Source organism: Elioraea thermophila (ex Habib et al. 2022), assembly GCF_003336755.1.
GTDB lineage: Bacteria > Pseudomonadota > Alphaproteobacteria > Acetobacterales > Acetobacteraceae > Elioraea > Elioraea thermophila.
In genome coordinates, this window is sequence record NZ_QMDI01000002.1 from 1186478 (window position 1) to 1202252 (window position 15775).

At 68.3% G+C, this 15775-nt stretch carries 29 protein-coding genes; 1 reads left to right on the forward strand and 28 read right to left on the reverse strand.

Annotated elements, in window-relative coordinates:
* Positions 1-127: 127 nt before the first annotated feature.
* Positions 128-1096, forward strand: coding sequence for a Bug family tripartite tricarboxylate transporter substrate binding protein (locus DWB05_RS07375; RefSeq protein ID WP_114376466.1), 969 nt, complete (start codon positions 128-130; stop codon positions 1094-1096).
* Between the two features lie 74 nt (positions 1097-1170).
* On the opposite strand, the gene rplQ is transcribed toward DWB05_RS07375, so the two are convergent.
* From rplQ to DWB05_RS07515, 28 genes are all read right to left on the reverse strand, one after another.
* On the reverse strand, positions 1171-1605 hold the full coding sequence (rplQ, locus tag DWB05_RS07380; RefSeq protein ID WP_114376467.1) for a 50S ribosomal protein L17: 435 nt from the start codon (positions 1603-1605) through the stop codon (positions 1171-1173).
* A 20-nt stretch (positions 1606-1625) separates the two neighbouring features.
* A complete protein-coding gene (locus tag DWB05_RS07385) occupies positions 1626-2666 on the reverse strand; it encodes a DNA-directed RNA polymerase subunit alpha (protein WP_114376468.1) in 1041 nt (346 codons plus the stop codon).
* A gap of 103 nt (positions 2667-2769) precedes the next feature.
* On the reverse strand, positions 2770-3165 hold the full coding sequence (gene rpsK / locus DWB05_RS07390; protein ID WP_114376469.1) for a 30S ribosomal protein S11: 396 nt from the start codon (positions 3163-3165) through the stop codon (positions 2770-2772).
* 56 nt (positions 3166-3221) lie between these two features.
* Entirely contained in the window at positions 3222-3599 is a 378-nt protein-coding gene (gene rpsM / locus DWB05_RS07395; protein WP_114376470.1) for a 30S ribosomal protein S13, read from the reverse strand.
* A 227-nt stretch (positions 3600-3826) separates the two neighbouring features.
* A complete protein-coding gene (locus DWB05_RS07400; protein WP_114376471.1) occupies positions 3827-4474 on the reverse strand; it encodes an adenylate kinase in 648 nt (215 codons plus the stop codon).
* Complete coding sequence (secY, locus tag DWB05_RS07405) at positions 4471-5814, reverse strand: preprotein translocase subunit SecY (RefSeq protein ID WP_114376472.1); 1344 nt, start codon at positions 5812-5814, stop codon at positions 4471-4473. Before secY ends, DWB05_RS07400 begins: the two co-directional genes overlap by 4 nt.
* Before the next feature lie 187 nt (positions 5815-6001).
* Positions 6002-6493, reverse strand: a complete 492-nt coding sequence (gene rplO, locus DWB05_RS07410) for a 50S ribosomal protein L15 (RefSeq protein ID WP_114376473.1) — start codon at positions 6491-6493, stop codon at positions 6002-6004.
* 48 nt (positions 6494-6541) lie between these two features.
* The gene (rpmD, locus tag DWB05_RS07415) at positions 6542-6769 is read right to left on the reverse strand and encodes a 50S ribosomal protein L30 (protein WP_114376474.1); all 228 of its coding nucleotides are present in this window, start codon (positions 6767-6769) and stop codon (positions 6542-6544) included.
* Positions 6762-7340 carry a 30S ribosomal protein S5 gene (rpsE, locus tag DWB05_RS07420; RefSeq protein ID WP_114376475.1) on the reverse strand — a complete coding sequence of 193 codons (579 nt, stop codon included), beginning with the start codon at positions 7338-7340 and terminating at the stop codon, positions 6762-6764. Before rpsE ends, rpmD begins: the two co-directional genes overlap by 8 nt.
* Positions 7341-7364: 24 nt before the next feature.
* Positions 7365-7727, reverse strand: coding sequence for a 50S ribosomal protein L18 (gene rplR / locus DWB05_RS07425; RefSeq protein WP_114376476.1), 363 nt, complete (start codon positions 7725-7727; stop codon positions 7365-7367).
* 3 nt (positions 7728-7730) lie between these two features.
* Complete coding sequence (gene rplF, locus DWB05_RS07430; protein WP_114376477.1) at positions 7731-8264, reverse strand: 50S ribosomal protein L6; 534 nt, start codon at positions 8262-8264, stop codon at positions 7731-7733.
* A 14-nt stretch (positions 8265-8278) separates the two neighbouring features.
* Complete coding sequence (gene rpsH, locus DWB05_RS07435) at positions 8279-8677, reverse strand: 30S ribosomal protein S8 (protein WP_114376478.1); 399 nt, start codon at positions 8675-8677, stop codon at positions 8279-8281.
* Positions 8678-8689: 12 nt separating this feature from the next.
* A complete protein-coding gene (rpsN, locus tag DWB05_RS07440; protein WP_114376479.1) occupies positions 8690-8995 on the reverse strand; it encodes a 30S ribosomal protein S14 in 306 nt (101 codons plus the stop codon).
* 58 nt (positions 8996-9053) lie between these two features.
* The gene (gene rplE, locus DWB05_RS07445) at positions 9054-9632 is read right to left on the reverse strand and encodes a 50S ribosomal protein L5 (RefSeq protein WP_114376480.1); all 579 of its coding nucleotides are present in this window, start codon (positions 9630-9632) and stop codon (positions 9054-9056) included.
* Between the two features lie 11 nt (positions 9633-9643).
* Positions 9644-9964, reverse strand: coding sequence for a 50S ribosomal protein L24 (gene rplX / locus DWB05_RS07450; protein ID WP_114376481.1), 321 nt, complete (start codon positions 9962-9964; stop codon positions 9644-9646).
* A gap of 1 nt (position 9965) precedes the next feature.
* Entirely contained in the window at positions 9966-10334 is a 369-nt protein-coding gene (gene rplN / locus DWB05_RS07455; protein WP_114376482.1) for a 50S ribosomal protein L14, read from the reverse strand.
* A gap of 12 nt (positions 10335-10346) precedes the next feature.
* Positions 10347-10616, reverse strand: coding sequence for a 30S ribosomal protein S17 (rpsQ, locus tag DWB05_RS07460; protein WP_114376483.1), 270 nt, complete (start codon positions 10614-10616; stop codon positions 10347-10349).
* 20 nt (positions 10617-10636) lie between these two features.
* On the reverse strand, positions 10637-10849 hold the full coding sequence (gene rpmC / locus DWB05_RS07465) for a 50S ribosomal protein L29 (protein ID WP_114376484.1): 213 nt from the start codon (positions 10847-10849) through the stop codon (positions 10637-10639).
* Positions 10850-10853: 4 nt separating this feature from the next.
* Entirely contained in the window at positions 10854-11273 is a 420-nt protein-coding gene (rplP, locus tag DWB05_RS07470; RefSeq protein WP_114376485.1) for a 50S ribosomal protein L16, read from the reverse strand.
* 136 nt (positions 11274-11409) lie between these two features.
* Complete coding sequence (gene rpsC / locus DWB05_RS07475) at positions 11410-12087, reverse strand: 30S ribosomal protein S3 (protein ID WP_114376486.1); 678 nt, start codon at positions 12085-12087, stop codon at positions 11410-11412.
* Between the two features lies 1 nt (position 12088).
* Positions 12089-12490, reverse strand: a complete 402-nt coding sequence (rplV, locus tag DWB05_RS07480; RefSeq protein WP_114376487.1) for a 50S ribosomal protein L22 — start codon at positions 12488-12490, stop codon at positions 12089-12091.
* A 3-nt stretch (positions 12491-12493) separates the two neighbouring features.
* Positions 12494-12772 (reverse strand): 30S ribosomal protein S19, encoded by a 279-nt coding sequence (gene rpsS / locus DWB05_RS07485; RefSeq protein WP_114376488.1) that lies wholly within the window; start codon positions 12770-12772, stop codon positions 12494-12496.
* Positions 12773-12776: 4 nt separating this feature from the next.
* The gene (rplB, locus tag DWB05_RS07490; protein ID WP_114376489.1) at positions 12777-13610 is read right to left on the reverse strand and encodes a 50S ribosomal protein L2; all 834 of its coding nucleotides are present in this window, start codon (positions 13608-13610) and stop codon (positions 12777-12779) included.
* A gap of 16 nt (positions 13611-13626) precedes the next feature.
* On the reverse strand, positions 13627-13923 hold the full coding sequence (locus DWB05_RS07495; RefSeq protein ID WP_456298227.1) for a 50S ribosomal protein L23: 297 nt from the start codon (positions 13921-13923) through the stop codon (positions 13627-13629).
* Between the two features lie 38 nt (positions 13924-13961).
* The gene (gene rplD / locus DWB05_RS07500) at positions 13962-14609 is read right to left on the reverse strand and encodes a 50S ribosomal protein L4 (RefSeq protein ID WP_114376491.1); all 648 of its coding nucleotides are present in this window, start codon (positions 14607-14609) and stop codon (positions 13962-13964) included.
* A gap of 11 nt (positions 14610-14620) precedes the next feature.
* On the reverse strand, positions 14621-15295 hold the full coding sequence (rplC, locus tag DWB05_RS07505) for a 50S ribosomal protein L3 (protein ID WP_114376609.1): 675 nt from the start codon (positions 15293-15295) through the stop codon (positions 14621-14623).
* A gap of 13 nt (positions 15296-15308) precedes the next feature.
* Positions 15309-15617, reverse strand: a complete 309-nt coding sequence (gene rpsJ, locus DWB05_RS07510) for a 30S ribosomal protein S10 (RefSeq protein WP_114376492.1) — start codon at positions 15615-15617, stop codon at positions 15309-15311.
* 77 nt (positions 15618-15694) lie between these two features.
* The coding region (locus tag DWB05_RS07515; protein WP_157967124.1) for an EF-Tu C-terminal domain-related protein at positions 15695-15775 on the reverse strand (81 nt) is incomplete at its 5' end.

Consider the following 15775-nt stretch of genomic DNA (forward strand, 5'->3'; position numbering starts at 1 on the left):
TTCTCCTCCGTCGTGTCGCCGCGAGGCTAGTCTGCCGCGGCGCGGGCGCAAGACGGGCTCGCCTCTGGACAGCCTCCACCGTCGCAGGTCAGATCACCGCAACGGATCGAAATCGGAGGACCACGTCATGCGGCTTGCTCGTCGCGCCCTGCTCGCTGCCCCGCTCGCTTTCGCGCTGCCCCGCACCGCGCGCGCCCAGGCTTGGCCGGTGAAGCCGATCCGCGTCATCGTGCCGTTCGCCGCCGGGGGTGCGGCGGACAGTTCCGCTCGCACCATCCTCCCGCGCTTGGGCGAGCTTCTCGGCACCACCTTCGTGGTCGAGAACCGCACGGGGGCTTCGGGCTCGATCGGCGGCGCGGCGGTGGCCCAGTCGGCTCCGGACGGCTACACGCTGCTCTACGATGCCTCCTCGCACATCGTGAACCCGTCGCTGCTGCGGAACCTGCCGTTCGACTACGCCACCGCCTTCACCCCGATCAGCCTGGTCGCGACCTTTCCACAGGCCATCTCGGTGAAGGCCGACTTCCCGGCGCGGACAATCGGCGAGCTCCTGGAGGCGGCGCGACGGAGGCCGGGCGAGATCAGCATCGGCACCCAGGGCAATGCGACCGCGGGCCATTTGGCCCTTGCGCAACTCGAACGATCCGCTGGCGTCAAGTTCACCCACGTCTCCTACCGCGGCGGAGCGGCCGCCGCGCGCGACCTCGCCGGGGGAACGCTGGACGGGACGTTGATCACCGTTCTGTCGACGCGACCCGTGGTCGAAGCCGGCCGCGCCCGCATGCTGGCGTTGACCATTCCGCAGCGCCTGCCAGCCTTTCCGGACGTTCCGACGCTGGCGGAAAGCGGCTTCCCGGGCTTCGACGTCAGCGAGTGGGTCGGGCTCTTCGCCCCTGCCGGCACGCCGGCCGCCATCGTCGACCGGTTGCACGCGGAACTCGCCAAGGTGCTGGCGGAGGAACCGATCCGCTCGCGTCTCGATCAGCTCGGCGCCGTGCCGGTCGGCTCCGCGCCGCGTGACTTCGCCCGCTTCGTCCGAGAGGGACGCGAGGCGATGGCGGTGCTGGTACGCGAAGCCAACATCACCGCCGACTGACCGGCGGACACGGGCACGTGGCAAAACGAAGGGGGCTGCAAGGCCCCCTTCGCGCATCCACCCGAGGGAAGGACTCAGTCCTCCTTCTCCTCCTCGGTCTCCTCCTCGCGCGGCTCGGGCTTCGGCCCGCTGTCCTGTCCCTTGGCGGAAGGATCACGCTCGACGAGCTCGATCACCGCCATCGGCGCCATGTCGCCGTAGCGGAAGCCGGCCTTCAGCACGCGGGTGTAGCCGCCGGGGCGGGAGCCGTAGCGCTCGGCCAGAGGACCGAACAGCTTCGCGACGATCGCATCGTCACGCAGCTGGGCGTAGGCCTGACGGCGCGCGTGCAAGCCGCCCCGCTTGCCCAGCGTGATCAGCTTCTCGGCATAGGGGCGAAGCGCCTTCGCCTTGGGCAGGGTGGTGGTGATCTGCTCGTGCTTGAACAACGCGACCGCGAGGTTGCGGAACATCGCCGCACGATGGCTGCTGGTGACGCCGAGTTTGCGGCCGCCGACACGGTGGCGCATCGTCCTCTCTCCTCAAACGCTCAGAACGGCTCCTGCTCGAGCTTCTTGGCCAGCTCCTCGATGTTCTCGGGCGGCCAGCCCGGGATCGTCATGCCGAGGCTCAAGCCCATCGCCGCCAGGACTTCCTTGATCTCGTTCAGCGACTTCCGCCCGAAGTTCGGCGTGCGCAGCATTTCCTGCTCGGTCTTCTGCACGAGGTCGCCGATGTAGACGATGTTGTCGTTCTTCAGGCAGTTCGCCGAGCGCACGGAGAGCTCGAGCTCGTCGACCTTGCGCAGGAGGTTGCGGTTGAACGGCAGCTCCTCGCGCGCCTCCTCGTGCGTGACCTGGCGCGGCTCCTCGAAGTTGATGAAGAGCTGCAGCTGGTCCTGCAGGATGCGCGCGGCGAGCGCCACCGCATCCTCCGGCGTCACGGTGCCGTTCGTCTCCACTGTCAGCACGAGGCGGTCGTAGTTCGTCACCTGCCCCACGCGCGTCGGCTCCACCTTGTAGGCCACACGGCGAACCGGCGAGTAGATCGCGTCGATCGGAATGAGGCCGATCGGAGCGTCCTCGGCCCGATTCTCGGAGGCCGGCACGTAGCCCTTGCCGAGATTCACCGTGAACTCGATGCCGAGCTTCGCGCCGTCATCGAGCGTGCACAGCACGAGATCGGGGTTGAGGATCTCGATGTCGGCGCTGGTCTGGATCTGACCCGCGCGCACCTCGCCAGGGCCCGTCGCTGACAGCGTCATCCGCCGCGGGCCCTCAGAATGCATCCGGATGGCGAGCTGCTTGATGTTCAGCACGATGTCGGTGACGTCCTCGCGCACACCCGCGATCGAGCTGAACTCGTGCAGCACGCCATCGATCTGCACCGCCGTCACCGCCGCCCCCTGCAGCGAGGAGAGCAGCACGCGACGCAACGCATTGCCGAGCGTGACGCCGAAGCCGCGCTCCAGTGGTTCGGCGACGACGGTCGCGATCCGGTTGGGATCGTGCCCGAGCTCGATGTCGAGCTTGGCGGGCTTGATCAGCGATTGCCAATTCCTCTGCAGCACGGCCAGAACCTTTCGTGCCATTCGCCCCAGCGGCTCGGTGGCGAAGATATCGCTCCGTCTACGTGCCGTTCCTGCGCCGAGCCGAAGCGCGGAACGGAGCCGCGATTCCCGACGCTCTCTCCGATCAGACCCGACGGCGCTTGCGCGGCCGGCAGCCGTTGTGCGGGATCGGGGTGACGTCGCGGATCGCGGTGATCTGAAAGCCGACCGCCTGCAGCGCGCGCAGGGCGCTCTCGCGGCCGGATCCGGGACCCGACACCTCGACCTCGAGCACCTCCATCCCGTGTTCGCGCGCCTTGCGGCCGGCGTCCTCGGCGGCGACCTGGGCTGCATAGGGGGTCGACTTGCGGCTGCCCTTGAAGCCCATCATGCCGGCCGATGACCAGGCGATGGTGTTGCCTTGGGCGTCGGTGATGGTCACCATCGTATTGTTGAACGAGGCGTTCACATGCGCCACGCCGGAAGTGATGTTCTTGCGTTCCTTCTTGCGCGGGCGGGCTGCAGTGGCTTGCTTGGCCATGATCGGTTCCGGATCGGGATCGTTTGAGTTTCAGGCAAAGAGAAGCGGTCGAGCGATCACTTCGTGACCTTCTTCTTGCCGGCGATCGGCACCGCCTTGCCCTTGCGCGTCCGGGCGTTGGTGTGCGTCCGCTGGCCGCGCACCGGCAGGCCCTTGCGATGACGCAAGCCCCGATAGCAGCCGAGATCCATCAGCCGCTTGATGTTCATCGCCACCTCGCGGCGGAGGTCGCCCTCCACGCGATAGTTGCGGTCGATCAGTTCGCGGATGCGCAGGATCTCCTCGTCGGTGAGCTCGTTCACGCGACGCTCGGGCGGAATGTTCAGAGCATCGCAGATTTCCTGCGCCTTCTTCGGCCCGATGCCGTAGATGTAGCGCAGCGAGATGGTCACGCGCTTGTTGGTCGGAATGTTGACACCGGCGATGCGCGCCACGTCCGAACTCCAGCCCCTCGGCCCGATGCGCGGCGTTCTCGGGGCCGCGCGCCCCATGACGACGCCTCGGGCCGGGGCATCGCCACGCGTTCCAGTGCAAACGGCAACAGCGGCCAATCGGCCGCCGGAGCGCGGGACTATACGGGCCGGCGAGCCCCTGTCAACGCCGCTTCCTGCGCAGCCGCCCCGCGATCATCTCAGCCGCCCTTCCGGCCTTCACGCCCGCTTCACGCCGCAAGCACGGCTTCGATCTGCCGCGTCACCTCGTCCATCTCCGCCATCCCGTCCACGGTGGCGAGCTTGCCGCGGGCGGCGTAGTAGGGAAGCAAAGGTGCCGTCTGCTTGTGGTAGGCCTCGAGCCGGGCGGAGACCGTTTCCGCCCGGTCGTCGGCCCGGCGCGTGAACTCCGTCGCTCCGCAGACGTCGCACACCCCCTCCACCTTGGGGCGCTTGAACGTGTCGTGGTAGCCGGCCCCGCACTTGGCGCAAGCGAAGCGGCCGGCGATGCGCGCCACCAGTGCGGCGTCGTCCACCTTCAGTTCGATCACCTTGTCGAGCGACTTGCCTTTCGCCGCGAGCATGGCATCCAGCGCCTCGGCCTGGGCGAGGGTGCGGGGAAACCCGTCCAGGATGAACCCCTTGGCGCAGTCCGGTGCCTCGATCCGCTTCGCCAGCATCTCGGTGATCAGGGCATCCGGCACCAGCTGGCCCGCCTCCATGATCGCCTTCGCCTGCTGCCCGATCGGCGAGCCGGACGCCACCTCGGCCCGCAGCATGTCGCCGGTGGAGATCTGCGCGATGCCGTGCGCCGCCTCCAGCCGCTTCGCCTGCGTGCCCTTGCCCGCCCCCGGCGGCCCGAGCAGGATCAGGTTCATCGTTTCACCCCCTTCAGCCGGGCCTTCTTGATGAGACCCTCGTACTGGTGCGCGATCAGGTGCGACTGGATCTGCGCCACGGTGTCGATCGTCACCGTGACGATGATGAGCAGCGAGGTGCCGCCGAAGTAGAACGGCACCGCGTAGCGCGCGATCAGGAACTCGGGCAGCAGACAGACGGCGACGAGATAGATGGCGCCCACCGTGGTCAGCCGCGTCAGCACGTAGTCGAAATACTCCGCCGTGTTCTGGCCCGGTCGGATTCCGGGGATGAAGCCGCCGTACTTTTTCAGGTTGTCCGCCGTCTCCACCGGGTTGAACACCACCGCGGTGTAGAAGTAGGCGAAGAAGATGATCAGGGCGGCGTAGAGCAGCATGTAGGCCGGCTGGCCGTGCGCCAGCGCCGAGGTGATCGGCTGCAGCCACTCCGGCCCGCCGTCGCCCGAGAAGCCGGCGATGGTCACCGGCAGCAGGAGCAGGGAAGAGGCGAAGATCGGCGGGATCACGCCGGCGGTGTTGATCTTCAGCGGCAGGTGGGTGGAATCGCCACCGAACATGCGGTTGCCGACCTGGCGCTTCGGATACTGCACGACGATCCGCCGCTGCGCGCGCTCGACGAACACCACCGCCGCGATCACCGCCACCGCCATGATCATCAGAAACAACAGCACGAAGGTGCTGATCGCCCCCGTGCGGCCCAGTTCCAGCGTGGCGGCCAGCGCCGAAGGCAGGTTGGCGACGATGCCGGCGAAGATGATCAGCGAGATGCCGTTGCCCACCCCCCGCGCGGTGATCTGCTCGCCGAGCCACATCAGGAACATCGTGCCGCCGACGAGGGTGACCACCGCCGAGAAGCGGAAGAAGAAACCCGGCTCCGGCACGGCGGGGCCGACCGTGCCGCGCACGCTCTCGAGCCCGACCGCGATGCCGTAGGCCTGCACGGTCGCGATCAGCACCGTGAGGTAGCGCGTATACTGGTTGAGTTTCTTCCGCCCCTGCTCGCCCTCCTTCTTCAGCGCCTCGAGAGTGGGCGAGGCCGCCGTCATCAGCTGCATGATGATGGCGGCCGAGATGTAGGGCATGATGTTGAGGGCGAACACGGTCATCCGCCCGAGCGCGCCCCCCGTGAACATGTCGAACATGCCGAGGATGCCGCCGCCATGCGCGCGCACGAGTTCGGCCATCACCGCCGCATCGATGCCGGGGACGGGGATGTAGGTGCCGATGCGGTAGACGATCAGCACCCCGAGGGTGAACCAGATCCGCTTCTTCAGTTCGGTCGCCTTGGCGAAGGCGCCGAAGTTGAGGCTGGCGGCGAGTTGTTCAGCGGCCGAGGCCATGGACGCTCCGCTCTCTCAGATCACCGGTCGGGCAACCGCGGGCCGGACAGTGCCCACGGACCGGGCGCGCGATCAAGACGTGCCGCAGCACCTGCGCGATCACGGCCGCGTCCCCCCCAGTCGCGCCGGCACGGGGCTGCCGCGCGGCCACGCGGCACCGACCTGTCGACCGCGGAACGCGGTACCGTCAGCTCGCCTGGCCTGCCGGCGCTGCGGCCACGGCAGCCGTCCTGACGGTGCCGCCCGCCGCTTCCACCGCTGCCACCGCCGCAGCCGAGGCGGAGGTGACGGAAATCGTCAGCGGTCGACTGACACGACCGGTGGCGAGCAGACGTACGCCCGCATGCTTGCCCTTGCGCACCAGGCCTGCCGCACGCAGCACGGCCTCGTCGATCGGCTGCGTGGGGTCGATCCGGCCTGCCTCGATCGCCGCCTCGATCCGGCCGAGATTGACCGGGCTGTACTCGGTGCGCGTCAGCGGGTTGAAGCCGCGCTTCGGCAGGCGGCGATAGATCGGCAGCTGCCCCCCTTCGAACCCGTTCAGCGCCACGCCGGTGCGTGCCTTCTGGCCCTTCACGCCGCGCCCGCAGGTCTTCCCCTTGCCGGAGCCGATGCCCCGGCCGACACGCTTGAACTTCCGCCGCGCGCCCGGATTGTCGCGCAGTTCGTTGAGCTTCATCGCCGTCCACTCCGCCGCGTCACTGCCGTCGTCCCTCTCGGGCCGACGTCAGGCGCGGATCTCCTCGACCTCGACCAGATGCGCCACCTTGCGGATCATGCCGCGCACCGCCGGCGTGTCCGGCAGCTCCCGCGTGCGGTGCATCTTGTTCAGCCCAAGCCCGATCAGGGTCGCGCGCTGATCGCCCTTGCGCTTGATCGGGCTCGCGATCTGGGTGACGCGCAGCCGCGCCCCACCGGCGGCCCCATCGGCCGCTTTCGCCGTCGCTTCAGCCATCGGCACCCTCCCGTGCCTCCGCCGCCTCAGGCCGGCGGCCGAGGATCTCCGACACCTTCTTGCCGCGCCGTGCGGCCACCGCGCGCGGGCTCTGCACACGCCTGAGCGCGGCGAAGGTCGCCTTCACCACGTTGTGCGGATTGTTCGTGCCGAGCGACTTCGCCACCACGTCGCCGATGCCCATGGTCTCGAACACGGCGCGCATCGGGCCGCCGGCGATGATGCCCGTGCCGGGCGGGGCAGAGCGCAGCACCACCTTGCCGGAGCCGAAATGGCCCTCGACATCATGGTGCAGGGTGCGGCCCTCGCGCATCGGAATGCGGATCATCGACCGCTTCGCCGCATCGGTCGCCTTGCGGATCGCCTCCGGCACCTCGCGCGCCTTGCCGCTGCCCATGCCGACGCGACCCTTCTTGTCGCCCACCACGACGAGCGCGGCGAAGGAGAAACGCCGCCCGCCTTTCACCACCTTGGCCACGCGGTTGATGGCGACCAGCTTGTCGACGAGCTCCTCGCCCTCCCGCTCGCGACGCTCGGCCCGCTCGCGGCCTTCCTTCGGTTCACGTGCCATGCTGTCGATTCCCTTCCGGCGCGCTCAGAACTCGAGCCCGCCTTCGCGCGCCGCATCCGCCAGCGCGCGCACCCGCCCGTGATAGAGATACGCACCGCGGTCGAACACGACCTTGGTCACGCCGGCGGCCTTCGCCCGCTCAGCCACCAGGCGGCCGACCGCCGCCGCCGCCGCCTTGTCCGCACCCGTGCGCAGGCTCGCGCGAAGCTCGGGGTCGAGCGAGGAGGCGGCCGCCAGCGTCCGCCCCACGCTGTCGTCGATGACCTGAGCGTAGATATGCTTCGAGGAGCGGAAGACCGAGAGCCTCGGCCGCCCGCCGCCCTTGAGCCGGAGCTGGTAGCGCAAACGCGCCTTGCGCCGCTCTTTCGCATCGAGACGGTTCGCCATGGCTTACTTCTTCTTGCCCTCTTTGCGCAGGATCGTCTCGTCCTCGTACTTGATCCCCTTGCCCTTGTAGGGCTCGGGCGGGCGCAGCGCGCGAATCTCCGCCGCAACCTGACCGACGAGGCGCTTGTCGATCCCCTCGATCCTGATCGAGGTCGGCTTCTCGCAGGTGATCTTGATGCCGGGCGGGACGGAGTAGCGGACCTCGTGGCTGAAGCCGAGGTTGAGCACGAGGTCCTTTCCCTGCACCGCGGCGCGGAAGCCGGTGCCGTTGATCTCGAGCGCCTTGGCGTAACCCGCGCTCACGCCCTTCACCATGCCGGCGACCAGGCTGCGCGTGGTTCCCCACATCGCGCGCGCTCGCTTCGACTCGGTGCGTGGCTTGACCACCACGGCGTTGTTCTCGACCGAGGCCTCCACCTCGTCGTGCAGCGGAAGCTTCAGTTCGCCGAGCTTGCCCTTCGCCGTAAGCACGCGGTTCGCGATGGCGACCGTCACACCCGCCGGCACAGGCACGGGATACTTGCCGACACGCGACATCGTCCCCTCCCGCCTCAGAACACGCGGCAGAGCACTTCACCGCCGACATTGGCGGCGCGTGCTTCCGCGTCACTCATCACGCCCCGCGGCGTGGACAGGATCGACACCCCGAGCCCGTTGTAGACGCGGGGCAGCTCCTTGATCTTGGAGTACACGCGGCGCCCTGGGGTGGACACGCGGGTGATCTCCTTGATCACCGGTTCGCCCTCGGAATACTTCAATTCGATCTCGAGCTCGCGCACGTTCGGCCGGACCTCGATCACGCGGTAGCCGCGGATGAAGCCCTCGCGCTTGAGCACTTCCAGCACGTTCATGTGCAGCTTGGAGGCCGGCGCGCGCGTCGTGGTGCGGCGGGCGCGCTGCGCATTGCGGATGCGCGTGATCATGTCACCGAGGGGATCGGACAGGCTCACCTCGTCACCTCCTCACCACGACGCCTTGATCATGCCGGGGATTTGCCCCTGCGAGGCGAGCTCGCGCAGCATCACACGGCAGAGCTTGAACTTGCGGTAGTTGCCGCGCGGTCGCCCAGTGAGCTCGCAGCGCAGCCGCACGCGCACCGCCGCGCCGTTCCGCGGCATCTCGGCCAGTTTCAGCATGGCGGCGAAACGCTCCTCGGGGGAGGTCTCCTTGTTGCGGATGATCGCCTTCAGCGCGGCACGCTTCGCCGCGTCGCGCTTGCTCATCCGCTCCCGCTTTTTGTTGCGCTCGATCGCCGATGTCTTCGCCATGCGTCCTGTTCCTCCGGACCTGCCGGCACCCGCCGGTGGTCTTCCGAAGCCCGCTTCCTCAGTTGACGAACGGCATCGAGAAGGCCTTCAGCAACGCCTTGGCCTCCTTGTCCGTCTTCGCCGTCGTGCAGATGATGATGTCCATGCCCCGGATCTTGTCGACCTTGTCGTAGTTGATCTCGGGGAAGACGATCTGTTCCTTCAGCCCCATCGCGTAGTTGCCGCGCCCGTCGAACCCCTTGTTGCCGGGCAGGCCGCGGAAGTCGCGCACCCGCGGCAGGGCGATGGTGATCAGACGATCGAGGAACTCGTACATCCGCGCCCGCCTCAGCGTCACCTTCGCCCCGATCGGCATCCCGGCCCGGATCTTGAAGCCCGCGATCGCCTTCTTCGCCCGCGTCTTCACCGGCTTCTGGCCGGCGATCAGGGCGAGTTCGGCCACCGCCGAGTCGAGCTTCTTCTGATCGGCGACCGCCTCGCCCACGCCCATGTTGATGACGATCTTCTCGAGCTTCGGCACCTCGAAGGGGTTCTTGTAGCCGAACTCCTTCACCAGAAGCTCGCGCACCACCGTCTCGTAGTGCTGCTGCAGGCGGGGCTTCGGCCGCGCCTGCTGCGTGGTCTTCTCCTCGGACATGGCCGTCTCGCTCACGAATCGATCACCTCGCCCGAGACCTTCGCCACGCGAACCTTCCGGCCATCCTCGAGGATGCGGAAGCCGACGCGCGTCGGGCGATCCGTCTTCGGGTCGATCAGCATCAGGTTGGAGAGATGGACGGGCGCCTCCTTCTCCACGATGCCGCCGGGCTGGCCGAGCCCGCGCGGCTTCTGGTGACGCTTGCGCACCGCCACTCCCTGCACCACGGCCCGGTTCTCGCGCGGCAGCACCTTCAGCACCTCGCCGCGCTTGCCCTTGTCGGCGCCCGCGATCACCTCGACGCGGTCGCCCTTGCGGATCTTCGCCGCCATCTCAAAGCACCTCCGGGGCGAGCGAGATGATCTTCATGAACTTCTTCGCCCGCAGTTCGCGCACGACCGGGCCGAAGATGCGCGTGCCGATCGGCTCCATCTGCTTGTTGATCAGCACCGCGGCGTTGCGATCGAAGCGGATGGCGCTGCCGTCCGGACGGCGCACCGGATACGCCGTGCGCACGATGACGGCGTGGTGCACGTCGCCCTTCTTCACCTTGCCCTTCGGGATCGCCTCCTTGACCGAGACGACGATCACGTCGCCGACCGAGGCCGTCTTGCGCTTCGACCCACCGAGCACCTTGATGCACTGCACCCGCCGGGCCCCCGAGTTGTCGGCGACGTCGAGATTCGTTTCGGGATGGATCATCGGCCCCTCCCCTCAGCGCAGCTCGGGCAGAACGGGAGCGACTGCCTCGCCGTTGCGCTCGATCACCACCCAGGTCTTGCGCTTGCTGATCGGGCGGCACTCCTCGATGCGCACCGTGTCACCCTCGCGGCAAAGGTTCGCCTCGTCGTGCGCGGCGTACTTCTTCGATCGGCGGATGAACTTCTTGTACAGCGGGTGCATGACGCGACGCTCGACAAGCACCGTCACGGTCTTGTCCATCTTGTCGCTGACCACGCGCCCGGTGAGCACGCGCTTGGGCATGACCCTATCCCTCCTCCCGCTCAGGCGGCCTGGCCGGACGCGGCGCGCGCGCGCTCGGTCAACAGCGTCTTGATGCGGGCGATGTCGCGGCGCACGGCGCGGATCCGGCTCGTCGCCTCGAGCTGGCCGGTCGCGCGCTGGAACCGCAGGTTGAACTGCTCGCGCCTCAGCGCGATCAGCATCTCTTTCAGCTCGTCCACGGTCTTCGCCCTGAGCTCCGCAGGCTTCGTCATCGCCTCAGCCCTCCAACCCGATCCGCGTGACGATCTTGGTCTTGATCGGCAACTTGGCGGCAGCGAGCTCGAGCGCCGTGCGCGCAACCTCCGGCGACACGCCGTCGAGCTCGAACATGATCCGGCCCGGCTTGACGCGGCAGACCCAGAACTCCGGGCTTCCCTTGCCGGAGCCCATGCGCACTTCGGCGGGCTTCCGCGACACCGGCACGTCCGGGAAGATGCGGATCCAGACGCGCCCCTGACGCTTCATCTGACGCGTGATGGCACGACGCGCCGCCTCGATCTGCCGCGCGGTCACCCGCTCCGGCTCGAGCGCCTTCAGACCGTACGAGCCGAAATTGAGGCTCGTACCCCCCTTCGCCATGCCGTGGATCCGGCCCTTGTGGGCCTTGCGCCACTTCGTTTTCTTCGGCTGCAGCATCGTCGTCGTTTCCGCTCCACCGGATCCGGCGCACGGGGCTCACGCGAGAGAGGTCGCACGGTTGCCCGCACCATCCCCCGCCATCCGCGCTTCGTGCAGATCCTCGTCCGGCGTCCTCTCCGTCCTGCCCGTTCCGTCAGCGCTGCGGCGCCTGCTCGGCCAGCCGCTTGTCGACCGCCATCGGGTCGTGCGCCATGATCTCGCCCTTGAACACCCACACCTTGACGCCGCAGGTGCCGTACGTCGTCTTCGCGGTCGCCCGGCCGAAATCGATGTCCGCCCGCAACGTGTGCAGCGGCACCCGCCCCTCGCGGTACCACTCCATGCGCGCGATCTCCGCCCCGCCCAGACGCCCCGAGCAGTTGATGCGAATGCCCTGGGCGCCCAGCCGCATCGCGGACTGCACCGCCCGCTTCATCGCCCGGCGGAAGGAGACGCGCCGCTCCAGCTGCTGGGCGATGTTCTCCGCCACCAACAGGGCGTCGAGCTCGGGCTTGCGGATCTCGACGATGTTGAGCTGCACCTCGCCGCCGGCGAGCGCCTTCAGCTCCTGGCGCAGCTTCTCGATGTCCTGACCCTTCTTGCCGATCACCACCCCGGGCCGGGCGGCGTAGATGGTGACGCGCGGCTTCTTCGCCGGCCGCTCGACTACCACCCGCGACACCCCGGCCTGCGCCAGCTTCTCGCGCAGGAAGCTGCGCAGCTTCAGGTCCTCGTGCAGCAGCTTGGCGTAGTCCTTGTCGGCGAACCAGCGGCTGTCCCAGGTGCGGTTGATGCCGATCCTGAGCCCGATCGGGTTGACCTTCTGCCCCATCTCAGCCCCTCCCCTTCGCCGCCGCCTCACCTTGCGGGCGTTCGCGCAGCACGATCGTCAGATGGCTGAACCACTTCTCCACGCGCGCCGCACGGCCGCGGCCGCGGGCATGAAACCGCTTCATCACCACGCTCCGCCCGACCGTCGCCTCGCGCACCGTCAGCCGATCGACGTCGAGCCCGTGGTTGTTCTCCGCATTGGCGATCGCCGAATCGAGCGCCTTGCGCACGGCATGCGCGATGCGACGCTTCGAGAAGGTGAGCGCGGCGCGCGCCTCTGACGCCGGCAGGCCGCGGATCATCTCCGCCACCAGGTTGAGCTTGCGCGGCGAGACGCGGAGGTTGCGCACCACCGCCTGCGCCTCGTTGTCGGCCAGACGCCTCGGATGTGCGGGCTTGCCCATCGCTCAGCCCCTCTTTGCCTTCTTGTCCGCCGCGTGCCCGGTGAAGGTCCGGGTCGGCGCGAATTCGCCGAGCTTGTGGCCGACCATCGCCTCCGTCACCTGCACGGGGATGAACTTGCGGCCGTTGTAGACACCGAAGGTCAGCCCGACGAACTGCGGCATGATCGTGGACCGACGCGACCAGGTCTTGATGATCTCGTTGCGCCCCGAGGCGCGCACGGCCTCCGCCTTGGCCAGCAGGTATCCGTCCACGAACGGGCCTTTCCAAACCGAACGCGGCATCGCCTCAGCCCTTCGTCACCTTGCGCCGACGGATGATCATCCGATCGGTGCGCTTGTTGTGGCGCGTCTTCGCCCCCTTGGTCGGCTTGCCCCACGGCGTGACCGGATGACGCCCGCCCGAGGTGCGGCCCTCGCCACCGCCGTGCGGATGGTCGATCGGGTTCATCGCCACACCGCGGTTGTGCGGACGACGGCCGAGCCAGCGGCTGCGCCCCGCCTTGCCGATCTGCACGTTGTTGTGGTCGGGGTTCGACACCGCGCCGATCGAGGCCATGCACTCCGCGCGCACCACGCGAAGCTCGCCCGAAGCCAGCTTGATCTGCGCGTAGCCCGCATCCTTGCCGACGAGCTGGGCGTAGGTGCCGGCGGCGCGCGCGATCTTGCCGCCCGCACCGGGCTTCATCTCGATGTTGTGCACGATGGTGCCGACGGGGATGGAGGCGAGCGGCATCGCGTTGCCCGGCTTCACGTCCACCTTCTGGCCGGAGATCACGGTATCGCCCGCCTTCAGCCGCTGCGGGGCGAGGATGTAGGACAACTCGCCATCCGCATACTTGATCAGGGCGATCCAGGCCGAGCGGTTCGGGTCATACTCGAGACGCTGAACCACCGCCGGCACGTCGAACTTTCGCCGCTTGAAGTCGACCAGGCGATACGCGCGCTTGTGCCCGCCGCCGCGGAAGCGCACCGTGATGTGCCCATGATGGTTGCGCCCGCCGGTCGACGCCTTGCCGACCGTCAGCCCCTTCACAGGCTTCCCCTTCCAGAGCTCCGAGCGGTCGACGAGAACGGTCCCGCGCAGGCTCGCCGTGACCGGCTTGAACGTCTTCAATGCCATCGCACCACCTCCGCCGTCACGCGAGCCCGGTGGTCAGGTCGATGGAGAAGCCGGGTGCCAAGCGCACCATCGCCTTCTTCCAATCGGACCGCCGACCCGGCCGGCCGCGGAATCGCTTCACCTTGCCCTTCACGATCAGCGTGTTCACCGCCTGCACCTTGACGTTGAACAGCGTCTCCACGGCGGTGCGGATTTCCGGCTTGGTGGCGTCCAGCGGCACGCGGAACACCACTTGGTTCGCCGCCGACAGCGCGGTCGCCTTCTCGGTGATGACGGGGCTGCGGATGATGGAGAACATCCGCTCGGCCGACACCGCGCGCCGCGCGGGCCGCTTCGCCTGCATCTCCTCGCTCATGCCCGCGCCTCCTCCCCGCCAGCCGCCACGCCCAGCCGCTGCGCAAGACCCGCAACGCCCTCGCGCGTCACCGCCACGACGTCATGCCGGAGGATGTCGTAGACGTTTGCGCCGATGGTGGGCAGCACGTCGAGGCCCGGAATGTTGCGCGCCGCGCGCCGGAACCCTTCGTCGACCACCGTGCCGTCGACGATGAGGGCCGACCGCCAGCCGAGCGCCGCAACCCGGCGCTTCAGCTCGGCCGTCTTGCCATCGGCCACCGCGCGATCGAGCACGACGAGCTTGCCTTCGCGCGCCTTCTGGCTGAGCGCCGAAATCAGACCAAGCCGCCGCACCTTCTTCGGCAGATCGTAGCCGTGGTCGCGCACCACCGGCCCGTGCACGACGCCACCCTTGCGGAACTGCGGGCTGCGCAGCGAGCCCTGACGGGCCCGGCCGGTGCCCTTCTGCTTCCAGGGCTTCTTGGTCGTGCCGCTGACCTCGCCCATGCCCTTCGTCTTGTGCGTGCCGGCACGACGCTTGGCGAGCTGCCAGTGCACGACGCGCGCCATGATGTCCGGCCGCGGTTCGGCGCCGAACACCGCATCGGGCAGCTCGATCTCGCCGACCGCTTCGTTCGCCAGCGTGATGACCGGAGCCTTCATCGCCCTCTCCCTCACGCCCGTACACCCGCCGGAACCGGCGCCTCGGCCGGGCGGCTGCGCTTCACCGCATCACGCACCAGCACCCAAGAGCCGGGCGCGCCGGGGACCGCACCCCGCACCATGATCACGTTGCGCTCGGCATCCACCTGCGCCACCTCGAGGTTCAGCACGGTGACGCGATCGACCCCGTAGTGACCCGCCATCTTCTTGTTCTTGAACACCTTGCCGGGGTCCTGCCGATTGCCGGTCGAGCCGTGGCTGCGATGGCTGATCGACACGCCGTGCGACGCCTCCAGCCCACGGAAGTTCCACCGCTTCATCGCACCCGCGAAGCCGCGTCCCTTGGTGGTGCCGGTGACATCGACACGCTGGCCGGGCACGAAGTGCGAGGCGGACAGGGTCGCTCCGATCTCGGGCATGGCTTGAGGATCGACGCGGAACTCCACGAGCTTCGCCTTCGGCTCGACCTTGGCCTTCGCGAGGTGACCTCGCTCGGCCTTGCTCAGGTTTTTCGCCTTCGCCCGGCCGGCACCGAGCTGCACCGCCGTGTAGCCGTCACGCTCAGCCGTGCGGTGCGCCACCACCTGCACGTCGTCCAACGCCAGCACGGTCACCGGCACATGCGTGCCGTCCTCGGCGAACAGCCGCGTCATGCCGAGCTTGCGTGCGATCACGCCTGTGCGCAGCATGCCTCGACCCTCACACCTTGATCTCGACATCGACGCCGGCGGCGAGGTCGAGCTTCATCAGCGCGTCCACCGTCTGCGGAGTCGGGTCGACGATGTCGAGCAGCCGCCGATGCGTGCGGATCTCGAACTGCTCGCGGCTCTTCTTGTCGATGTGCGGGCTGCGGTTCACGGTGAAGCGCTCGATCCGGGTCGGTAAGGGGATCGGCCCCCGCACCTGTGCCCCCGTGCGCTTGGCCGTGTTCACGATCTCGCGCGTCGAGGTATCGAGCACGCGGTGATCGTAGGCCTTCAGCCGGATGCGGATGTTCTGGTTGTCCATCGCGACCTTCTCTCGGCACCGCTTCGGTCACGCACGCGCGCGACCGAAGCCGCCCGTCGACTTGCCCTCGTCCTTTTTTACTGCAGGATTTTGGTGACGACGCCGGCGCCGACGGTCTTGCCGCCTTCGCGGATGGCGAAGCGCAGGCCTTCGTCCAT